The organism is Pikeienuella sp. (assembly GCF_046290545.1).
Taxonomy (GTDB): domain Bacteria; phylum Pseudomonadota; class Alphaproteobacteria; order Rhodobacterales; family Rhodobacteraceae; genus Pikeienuella.
The window spans coordinates 303,882-312,947 of record NZ_JBKAGV010000015.1 but is presented as its reverse complement, the minus strand read 5'-3'; the positions used below and the strand labels follow the sequence as shown (position 1 = coordinate 312,947).

Annotated in this window: 12 protein-coding genes; all 12 read right to left on the bottom strand. The window is 68.2% G+C overall.

Translation table 11 applies throughout. From position 1 onward, the window contains the following. Nucleotides 1–17: 17 nt before the first annotated feature. The 12 genes from ACE37J_RS15175 to ACE37J_RS15120 all read right to left on the bottom strand — a co-directional run bounded on the left by ACE37J_RS15175 (nt 18) and on the right by ACE37J_RS15120 (nt 8,940). On the bottom strand, nt 18–437 hold the full coding sequence (locus ACE37J_RS15175; RefSeq protein ID WP_409712397.1) for a DUF3168 domain-containing protein: 420 nt from the start codon (nt 435–437) through the stop codon (nt 18–20). Then, on the bottom strand, nt 434–769 hold the full coding sequence (locus ACE37J_RS15170; RefSeq protein WP_409712395.1) for a phage head closure protein: 336 nt from the start codon (nt 767–769) through the stop codon (nt 434–436). Before ACE37J_RS15170 ends, ACE37J_RS15175 begins: the two co-directional genes overlap by 4 nt. Then, nucleotides 769–1,335, bottom strand: coding sequence for a hypothetical protein (locus tag ACE37J_RS15165; RefSeq protein ID WP_409712393.1), 567 nt, complete (start codon nt 1,333–1,335; stop codon nt 769–771). The genes ACE37J_RS15170 and ACE37J_RS15165 overlap by 1 nt, the downstream gene beginning before the upstream one ends. A gap of 82 nt (nt 1,336–1,417) precedes the next feature. Beyond that, complete coding sequence (locus ACE37J_RS15160; protein ID WP_409712391.1) at nt 1,418–2,572, bottom strand: phage major capsid protein; 1,155 nt, start codon at nt 2,570–2,572, stop codon at nt 1,418–1,420. A gap of 40 nt (nt 2,573–2,612) precedes the next feature. Further along, on the bottom strand, nt 2,613–3,158 hold the full coding sequence (locus ACE37J_RS15155) for an HK97 family phage prohead protease (protein ID WP_409712389.1): 546 nt from the start codon (nt 3,156–3,158) through the stop codon (nt 2,613–2,615). A gap of 12 nt (nt 3,159–3,170) precedes the next feature. Further along, on the bottom strand, nt 3,171–3,425 hold the full coding sequence (locus ACE37J_RS15150) for a hypothetical protein (protein ID WP_409712387.1): 255 nt from the start codon (nt 3,423–3,425) through the stop codon (nt 3,171–3,173). After that, entirely contained in the window at nt 3,422–4,600 is a 1,179-nt protein-coding gene (locus ACE37J_RS15145; protein ID WP_409712385.1) for a phage portal protein, read from the bottom strand. The genes ACE37J_RS15150 and ACE37J_RS15145 overlap by 4 nt, the downstream gene beginning before the upstream one ends. Before the next feature lie 22 nt (nt 4,601–4,622). Then, nucleotides 4,623–5,936, bottom strand: coding sequence for a DNA-packaging protein (locus tag ACE37J_RS15140; protein WP_409712383.1), 1,314 nt, complete (start codon nt 5,934–5,936; stop codon nt 4,623–4,625). Then, a complete protein-coding gene (locus ACE37J_RS15135) occupies nt 5,875–6,201 on the bottom strand; it encodes a hypothetical protein (protein ID WP_409712381.1) in 327 nt (108 codons plus the stop codon). Before ACE37J_RS15135 ends, ACE37J_RS15140 begins: the two co-directional genes overlap by 62 nt. A 132-nt stretch (nt 6,202–6,333) precedes the next feature. Continuing rightward, nucleotides 6,334–7,323 carry an endolytic transglycosylase MltG gene (gene mltG / locus ACE37J_RS15130; protein WP_409712379.1) on the bottom strand — a complete coding sequence of 330 codons (990 nt, stop codon included), beginning with the start codon at nt 7,321–7,323 and terminating at the stop codon, nt 6,334–6,336. A gap of 9 nt (nt 7,324–7,332) precedes the next feature. Further along, nucleotides 7,333–8,589, bottom strand: a complete 1,257-nt coding sequence (fabF, locus tag ACE37J_RS15125) for a beta-ketoacyl-ACP synthase II (RefSeq protein ID WP_409712377.1) — start codon at nt 8,587–8,589, stop codon at nt 7,333–7,335. A gap of 111 nt (nt 8,590–8,700) precedes the next feature. Then, nucleotides 8,701–8,940: an acyl carrier protein gene (locus ACE37J_RS15120; protein WP_409712375.1), complete on the bottom strand. Its 240-nt coding sequence runs from the start codon at nt 8,938–8,940 to the stop codon at nt 8,701–8,703. Nucleotides 8,941–9,066 lie beyond the last annotated feature (126 nt).

The window sequence follows — 9,066 nt, the reverse complement described above, 5'->3', positions numbered from 1 at the left end:
GTTGAAGAAGTCGGTTGTCAGGCCTCGTCCTCGATGACGAAGCGGAAGACGAGGTCGATCCGCCGGAGCGCGCCGCCCTCTTCCCGCCTTGTCTCGGCGCGAACGAACTGATGGGTGATGACCGCGCCGCGGCTCAGAACGGGCGGCGCATCGGCGAGGATGCCAACGAGCGAGGCGGCGATCTCCTTGACGGTCAGAAAGCCGCGCACAGGCGCATAGACACGGATCGTCACGACATGCGCCGCGCCCCGCTCCGTCGCGGTGTTCCATGGCGTCACCGTCTCGTCGCCGAGCGTGACATAGGCGCCCTCGCCCGCGTCCTGAGCCGCATGCGGCGCATCGTCGAAGACACGCCCGGCCAGCTGCGCCAGCTCCGGCGCAGCGGCGATCTGTTCGTACAGCCCGCGCTGAAGCGGCGCGGAGAGAGCCATGGTCATGAGAGCGCCCTCTCTTCGAGCCAGAGCGCAAGTTCACGACGGCGATCGTCAGCCTCCGCAACCGCAAGGATTGCGAAAACGCGGGCCCCGTCCGTCAGCCTCTGATCGGCGCGGGGGCGGTCCGCCGCGCCCGGAGCGGCGTAGCGGATGCGGGCGCGATGCGTCACGGTCGACGTCGGCTTCATCCCGATAACGCGTTCACGCCCCGACCCGGCTTTCAGCTCGGCCCAGAGCGCGCCCTTCTCGACCCAGGTCTCAAGGGCTCCACCAGCCCCGTCGGGCTCCCGGCTCCGCTCCTCCAGCACAAGGCGGGAGGAGAAACGGGCGGCCATCACCGGGCTCCGGCGGAAAGCCGAAGCGGCCGCCACGGCGCGATGAGCGCGCCGATCGATGCGGGTGCGCGCGCAGGTTCATCGTCGGGGCGGCCGTCGAACATGTCCCCTGTCAGCATCAGGGCGGCCCGGCGGAGATCGGCGGGCGTGTCGGCCCATTCGGGGCCGAACCCGGCGTCGAATGTGAATTCGAGAATGTCGAAGAATTGAATGCGTGAACGGATCCGCGTCCGCCCCGCTCCCGCTTCGAGGGTGAAGAGCGACAGGTCGAGCGCGGCGGCCGGTCCGCCGTCGGACGGGATCCGCATGACCGAGGTCAGTGAGCGGACTGGCGATATCGGCGCCTCGACGGATGCAGTCGAAGCCGAAAGCCGGCGCCGAAAGACGAAGCCGCGAGGCGCGAGGCAGAGGCCTATGCTCGCCTCGATATTGGCGATGGCGGCGCGGAAAGCGGCCCGCGCTTCCGTCGTCCGGTCGAGCCCGAAACCGCTCGAGAGCCGGAGATGGGCCGCGATTTCGGCGTCCATTTCCGGAGTGACGGCTGGCGGCGAAGTCTCGATGAGCATGGATGTCACTCCCGAAGGCGGTCGCGAATCTGGAAGGCGTCGCCGGGCCCGCCCCGGCGACGCCGCTTCAAGGCGTCGGAGATCAGGACGTTCCGAACTTCAGCAGCTTGATCGCCGAGAAGTCGGTCACGTCCCCGCCGACGCGCTTGGAGGCGTAGAAGAGCACGTGCGGCTTGGCGGAGAACGGGTCGCGCATGATCCGGAGATCGGGCCGCTCCGCGATCGTGTAGCCGGCCCCGAAATCGCCGAAAGCGATCGCCATGGCGTTGAGCGCGATGTCCGGCATGTCCTCGGAGATGACGACCGGATAGCCCATCAGCCGCGCCGGTTGAGCTGAGGAGAGCCCCTCGGCCCAGAGGAAGCGACCGTCCGCGTCCTTCATCTTGCGCACGGCGCCCGCGGTCTTGGAGTTCATGACGAAGACCGCGTTCACGCGGTATTCCGCGCCGAGCGCATAGATCAGGTCGACGATGGCGTCGGAGGGATCGGAGGCCGAGAAATCTCCCGCCGTCCCGGTCGCCACATAACCGAGCGAGCCCCAGGCCCAGCCGTCGTTCGGAACGGCGGTGTAGGTGAGGAAGCCCGTGGGCTTGTCGACGCCGTTGCCGGAAACGAAGGCGGCGTTCTCCGCGCGGGTGAACCGGTCGGCGATCCGCGCCGCCAGCCAGCTCTCGATGTCGAAGGCGGAATCGTCGAGCAGGCGCTGCGACGCCTTCGGCGAGGCGGAAAGTTCATGGAGCGTGATCGAGATGCGGTCGATCTGCGGCGTGCCCGTTTCGGCGAGGGAGCCGGTCTCGGAGGTCCAGCCCGCGCCGATGTCGGTGTGATCGACCAGCACGTCATAGACGCCGGCGTCGACCTCGGCGACCGTCGCGACCGAGCGGATCGAGGAGGCGGCGCGCAGCACGCCCTGGATCCGGTCGGAGGTCTGCGGGTCGACCAGATAGCCGCCATCGGCGAGAATGCCCGTGGAAAGCGCCTTGCCTTCCAGCGGCAACGCGCGGAGCGCCCCGTCATCCCCGGCGCGAAGATAGGCGTCGAGCGCCTTGCGATGCGGGGCCACCGCCTCCGCCGCGCCGCTCAGCGCCGGGCGATGGGCGGACTTGCGGCCGAGCGCCGCCACCCGTTCTTCCTGTTCGGTCATGCGGGCCTTAAGCTCCATCTGGAAAGATTTGAACTCGTTCAGGAAACCGGTCAGCGCGTTGGCGTCCGGCCCGGCATGCGCTTCGTGCGTCATGGGATGGTCCTTTGAGGTTGACGTCGAAAGTGGCGGCGGTTCAGGCCAGCGCCTCACGGGCGCCCCTGAGGGCGTCGGAGAGTACGCGGGCCAGTTCCGTCTCCGGATCAGGCGCCTTCGCCGAGGCGCGCGCTGAGGGAAGCATCGGAAACGTGACGAGAGAGACTTCCCAAAGGTCGATTTCGATGAGCCGGCGTCCGGAGCCGGCCTTCTCGGCCCGGATCGTCCGGTATCCGATGGAGAGGCCGTCCACCGCGCCGGCGGCCAGAAGCACCGCCGCGTCGCCGCCGCGCGTCGTCTCTGTCAGCAGCCGCCCCTCGACGGCGAGGCCGAGCCTGTCCTCCACCACGCGGTCCCACACGCCGATCGGCTGCGCCGGGTCGTGCTGCCAGAGCAGCTTGACGCTACGCCCCTCGGCCGCGAGCCGCTGCAACGAAGTGGCGAAGGCTCCCGGCGCCACCACGTCGCCGTTCTGGTCCGCGACGCCGAATAGCGAGGCGTAGCCGGCGATCTGCGCGCCGGTTGCCGTCTTCCGGTCAAGCGCGATGAACTTGGTCTCGAGACCAAGCGCGGTCTGTATCGTCATCGGGTCGGTCTCCTAGTGCGCCATCTGCGCGTTGAGCAGGAAGGCGAGGATCTGCCCGGCGAGCGCGATCGCGACGCCGTAGACCGCGAGCCAGAGCCGCCGCTCCAGGCGATCCAGCCCGCTCTCGATCTGCTCGAGGATCCGGTTGAGGGCGAGCCATCGCTCCTCGAACACGCGCTCATGCGTCTCGATTCTCGCATGGGCGCTGTCGAAGGGCTCGTAGAGATAGCGCGATCCGAGCGTGCGCCGGCGCGGCGGCGCGCTCATGTCCGGCCCGTTTCGCGCCGGGGCAGTCCCAGCATCTCCCGCTTCTCGTCATCGTCGAGAAAGTCCGCCGCAGAAACACGCCGCCAGAGCGCCTCGCGCTCCGCCTGAAGCGCCGGGATCGCCTCCAGATCGGGGGCAAGCAGGAGCCCCGCGCCCCACCGCCAGCCAAGCCAGCCGGAGAGAGCCGCGGAAACGCGCCTGACGAGCGGCAGGATCGTCTGGCGATAGAAGGCCCGGTTCGCCTCCTGGAAGTTCGAATAGGCGTTGTCGCCGGGCAGGCCGACCAGTTGCGGCGGAACGCCGAATGCGAGCGCGATCTCCCGCGCCGCGGCCTCCTTCGTCTTGAGGAACTCCATATCGGACGGCGAGAAACCCATCGGCTTCCAGTCGAGCCCGCCTTCGAGCAACATGGGCCGCCCAGCATTTCCGGCCCCCTGGTGCCCGCTTTCGAGCTCCTCCGTGATCCGGCGGAACTGATCGTCCGAGAGCGTGGAGCCGTCCGCGCCCTTGTAGACGAGAGCCCCGGAGGGCCGCGCGGCGTTGTCGAGCAGGCCCTTGGACCATTTGCCGGCCGAGTTGTGGATGTCGATCGCCGCGGCCGCCGCTTCGAGCGGAGCCATCCCGTGGTGATCGTCGAGGGGATGAAAGCCGCGGAGGTGAAGGATGGGTTGCGCTTCCGTCGTCATGTCGAACCGGTGCGCCCGCCCGCCGACCCGATACTCGTAGGCCTCCGGCCAGCCGTCCGGGCCCGGCACGATCCGCATCCGGTCCGGCCGAAGCGAGTGGAGTTCTCCCGGCGCGTTGCGGTCGTCGAGCGCGGAGGCTTCGAGATAGGCGTCCCCGTTCAGCATCAGATGGCCATAGAGCGCCTCCAGCAGGCCGGCCCCGTCCTGCCCCGCATTGGGGGAGCGCAGGAGCGCGATCAGCGGGTGGTCGCTCATCGCCGAACCGAAGGCGGTGAGCCGCAGCGGAACAGCCGCAGCCGCTTCCGCGACCATCCGGACGGCGCGAAACGCGACCGCGTTCTGCTGGTATCCCGCCTTGGTGAGCGAAACGGCGTCGCGTGGGCCCCATGCCGCGCGGGCGCCGCCATGAAGGGCGATCATGCCGCCGACGGCCGACGCCTTTTTCTCGTCCGGCGCAGCCGCGCCGGATCGCAAACGTCTGAAAATCATGGCTCTCTCCGGTCAGCGTCGTTCAGAGTCGTCGGGCGCGCGGCTCGCCGCGCTCCTCGATCAGCAGGCTCCAGACCGCCCAGACGAGCGCATCCACCCGGTCGGGGCTCTTTGGCGTCGCGCCGAAGGCCCGCATCTGATCCTCGAGGGCGCGCATGAGGCCGACATGGCGGACGCGCCCCTGCTCATAAAGCGCGGAGACGGGCTCGGCCCGCAGCGCCTTGCCGCGTCGCGCATGAACCGCCTGGAACGAAACATGAGGCGACTGGGTGCGGACGATGCCCTCGACCATGGCTCCGCCCTGATTGATCTCGAAGACCATGCGGTCGGCCGAGAACTCCTCGAAGGCCGCGATCGCCCGTGCCGCCCATTGCTGCGGCGTCTCGCCTTGGCTCGACCGGTCGGTGAGGATGTAGGCGACGTCCTCGCCGCGCGCCTTGCCGGCGACGATGATTCCGCATTCGTCCGCGTTCTCTCCCACGCTCACGGGCGGGTCGACGGCGACGACGATTCGTTCGAGCTCCGGCGCGGCATGCACCCGATTGGCCTCGATCAAACCCCTCGACCAGAGCGCGCCTGGGCGGTCGAGAACCATCTCGCCGTCCAGTTCCTCCCGCCCCTGCGAGGTGCCGCCGTAGCGCTTCACCACCTTGTCGATGAACCCTTCCGCGAGGTTGGCCCGGTTCTCCCAGGTCGGCGCCGAGACGGTGACGGTCCCCTCGTCCTCCAGCAACCGCTCGAGCACCGGGTTCGCGCGCGGCGTCGTCGTCACCACCTGCTGCGGGTTCTGGCCGAGCCGGAGTGCGAACTGGAGCATGTCCCAGGCCCGCTCCGGGTTCGTCCACTTCCCGAGTTCGTCGACCCAGGCGCAGTCGAATTGCGGGCCGCGCAGCTTCTCCGGGCTTGCCGCGGAAAAGCATGTCGCCTGAGCGCCGTTCCGCCATGTCAGCGTGCGCTTGCCCTCGTGCCAGACGGGGCGCCGGTCGGGCGGGGAGCAGGCGACGATCCCGCTCTCCCCGTGAACCATCACGTCCCGCGCCTCGTCCAGCGTCGCGCCGACAAGCGCTATCCGGGAACATAGCCCCGGCGCATCCGGCGTCGCGCCCTCGACGCGGGAGCGGATCCACTCCGCACCCGCGCGCGTCTTCCCTGCGCCGCGTCCGCCGAGGATGAGCCAGGTGTGCCAGGCCCCCTCGGGAGGCAACTGGTGTCGCGGCATGCCCCAGAGATCGAAGAGATAAGGCAGCGCCGCCTGCGCGTTCTCCGAAAGCCCCTCAAGCAGCGCCTCGATCTCCTCCCGAGGCCGCCAGGCGATCGAGGCGCCGATAGACTTCAACGCGGGCGGATTCGAGGTCGATGACATGGCTCGTCTCCGCCTTCTGCGAGTCCTTGAGAAACTGAAGCTCGATCTCGAGGACTGTCTGGAGCGCCTTGCGGTGCGACCGGATCGTCTCCGCCCGCCCCTTCGTCCGTTCGGTTTCCTCATCCGAGGAAATGGTTCGCAGCGCCTTGGAAAGCTCCCCTGCAAGATTCTGATAGAGTTGACGCGCATGCGCCAGCAGCCGCTCCGCCGCTTCGGCGTCGCTGGACGGTCCTGTCATGGCGATCTTTCCGGAAAAGGAAAAACCGGCGCACAGGGTGCCGCCGGCTTTTCGGATTCTTCGTAGTGTACCTGATTACTAAATCAGAGCGAGCGGAATGTCAAGCGCTAAATTCAGGGTTGCAGAGCGCGCTCAGTTTCCTTGTCTCTCGCGCTCGATGCGCCGCCACGCCGCCACATTGCGATTGTGCTCCTGCAGCGTCGTCGCGAAAGCGTGGCCGCCAGTGCCGTCGGCGACGAAATACAGCGCGTCCGTCTCTTCCGGCCGCACCGCGGCGAGGATCGCGTCGCGGCCGGGATTCGCGATCGGCCCGGGCGGAAGACGGTCGATCACATAGGTGTTGTAGGCAGTCGGCCGCTCGATATCCGCGCGGGTGAGCGAGCGGTCGAGCGGGCCCTGCCCTTCCGTGAGGCCGTATATGATCGTCGGGTCGGACTGAATCCGCATGCCGCGCCGGAGCCTGTTCACGAAGACGCCGCCGACAAGCGGCCGCTCTTCGGCGACCCCGGTCTCCTTCTCGATGATCGAGGCGAGGGTCAGCGCCTCCTCAGGCGTGCGGAGCGGCGTGTCCGGCTGGCGCATCTCCCACGCCGCCTCGAGAATCCGGGCCTGCGCCGCCTGCATCCGCCCGATCAGCTCGGCCCGGCTCATCCCGCGGGAGACGAAATACGTATCGGGCGCGAGGCTGCCTTCGGGCGGCGTATCCTCGATCTCCCCGGTCAGCAGATCGTTCGCGCGCAACAGCTCGACGACTTCCCAGCTGGTCAGACCCTCCGCAACGGTGACCCGATGCTGTATCGAGCGGCCCGAAACGATGATCTCCAGAACCTGCTCCATCGAGGCCGCAGCCGGGATCTCGTATTCCCCGAACTTCAGCGCCTGGTCCTCTCCGCGATAGCGCGCGCCAAGGCGGAAGATCGTCGCGCTCGCAATGACGCCCTGCTCCTCCAGCCGCTCCGAAACGGCGGTCAGCGAAGCGCCGCGGGGCAGCGCGACTTCGCGGGGCTCGGTCAGCGGCCCGGGCGCCGTGAAGGAGCGGAAGGACCATATCGCCAGCCCCGCCAGCACGAGGCACAGGACGAACAGAACCGTCAGCGCATTTGCGGCGAGGTGCCTGGCCATCGCCGCCGCTCAGACCTTGCGGAAGATGAGCGAGGCGTTGGTCCCCCCGAAGCCGAAGGAATTGGAGAGCGCGACATTGATATCGCGCTTCACCGCTTTCAGCGGGGCGAGGTCGATCTCGGTCTCGACCGAAGGGTCCTCGAGGTTCAGCGTCGGCGGCGCAACGCCGTCACGCATCGCGAGGACGCAGAAGATCGCCTCCACCGCCCCTGCGGCGCCGAGAAGATGCCCGATCGCGCTCTTGGTGGAGGACATGGTGACGCCCCCGGCCGCATTGCCGAGCAGCCGCGTCACCGCCCGCAATTCGATCTCGTCGCCGAGCGGCGTGGAGGTCCCGTGGGCGTTCACATAGTCGATATCGCCGGGCATCACCCCGGCCCGCGCCAGGGCGGCGGACATGGAGCGGAATCCGCCGTCGCCGTCCGGCGCCGGCGACGTGATGTGATAGGCGTCGCCCGAGAGCCCGTATCCGGCGACCTCGCCGTAGATCTTCGCCCCGCGCTTCACCGCATGATCGAGTTCCTCGAGCACGACGACGCCGGCGCCCTCCCCCATCACGAACCCGTCGCGCCCCTTGTCATAGGGGCGGGAGGCCCGGTGCGGCTCGTCGTTCCAGTTGGTGGAGAGCGCGCGGCAGGCGGAGAACCCGGCGACCGAAATCTCGCAGACCGGGCTTTCTGCGCCGCCCGCGACCATCACGTCGGCGTCGCCCAGCATGATGAGCCGCGCCGCGTCCCCGATGGCGTGCGCGCCGGTGGAGCAGGCCGTCACAACCGAATGGTTCGGCCCCTTGAACCCGTGCCGGATCGAAACCTGGCCCGAGCAGAGATTGATGAGCGCTGAAGGGATGAAGAACGGAGAGACGCGCCGCGCACCCTTCTCCTTCAGCGTCACCGCCGTCTCCGCGATCGTCTCGATCCCGCCGATGCCGGAGCCGATCATGACGCCGGTGCGCAGCTTCTCCGCCTCGTCGACATCCGCCCAGCCCGCATCGCGGATCGCCTGTTCCGCGGCGGTCAGAGAATAGGTGATGAAGCGGTCGATCTTCCGCTGTTCCTTCTTCTCCACCCAGTCGTCGGGGTTGTAGAGGCCCGGCCCGTCGCCGAGCGGAATCTCGCAGGCGATCCGGCAGGGAAGATGATCGGCGGCGAAAGCCTTGATCGCGCCGGCGCCGGATTCGCCGGCGATCAGCCGGGCCCAGGTCTCCTCGACGCCGCAGCCCAGCGGCGTCACCATGCCCAGACCGGTCACGACAACACGTCTCATGCGCTTCTCTTTTCTTTCCTCGCCTTCACGCGCGGAACACTAGCGGCGGGCCGGATAAAAAAACAGCGCCCGAGATGCCCGGGCGCCGTTTCCGTCCGTCTTCGCCGGGGTTCAGGCTTCGGCGTGATCGGAGATGAACTTCACCGCGTCGCCGAACGTCTGGATCGTCTCGGCCGCGTCGTCCGGAATCTCGATGCCGAACTCCTCCTCGAAGGCCATCACGAGCTCGACGGTGTCGAGGCTGTCCGCGCCGAGATCGTCGATGAAGCTGGCCTTCTCGGTCACCTTGTCCTCTTCGACGCCGAGATGGTCCACGACGATCTTCTTAACGCGATCTGCGATATCGCTCATACTCGTTCCCTCTTCTGGAGGCAGGCGCCTCGCTGCGGTTCGGCGGTCGGCGCAACGGCCGGCTTGTTGTTCTTCACGCTTCGGGGCGCGCCCGCGTCGCTTGGTGGGCTCTTACCATAAGCGCCG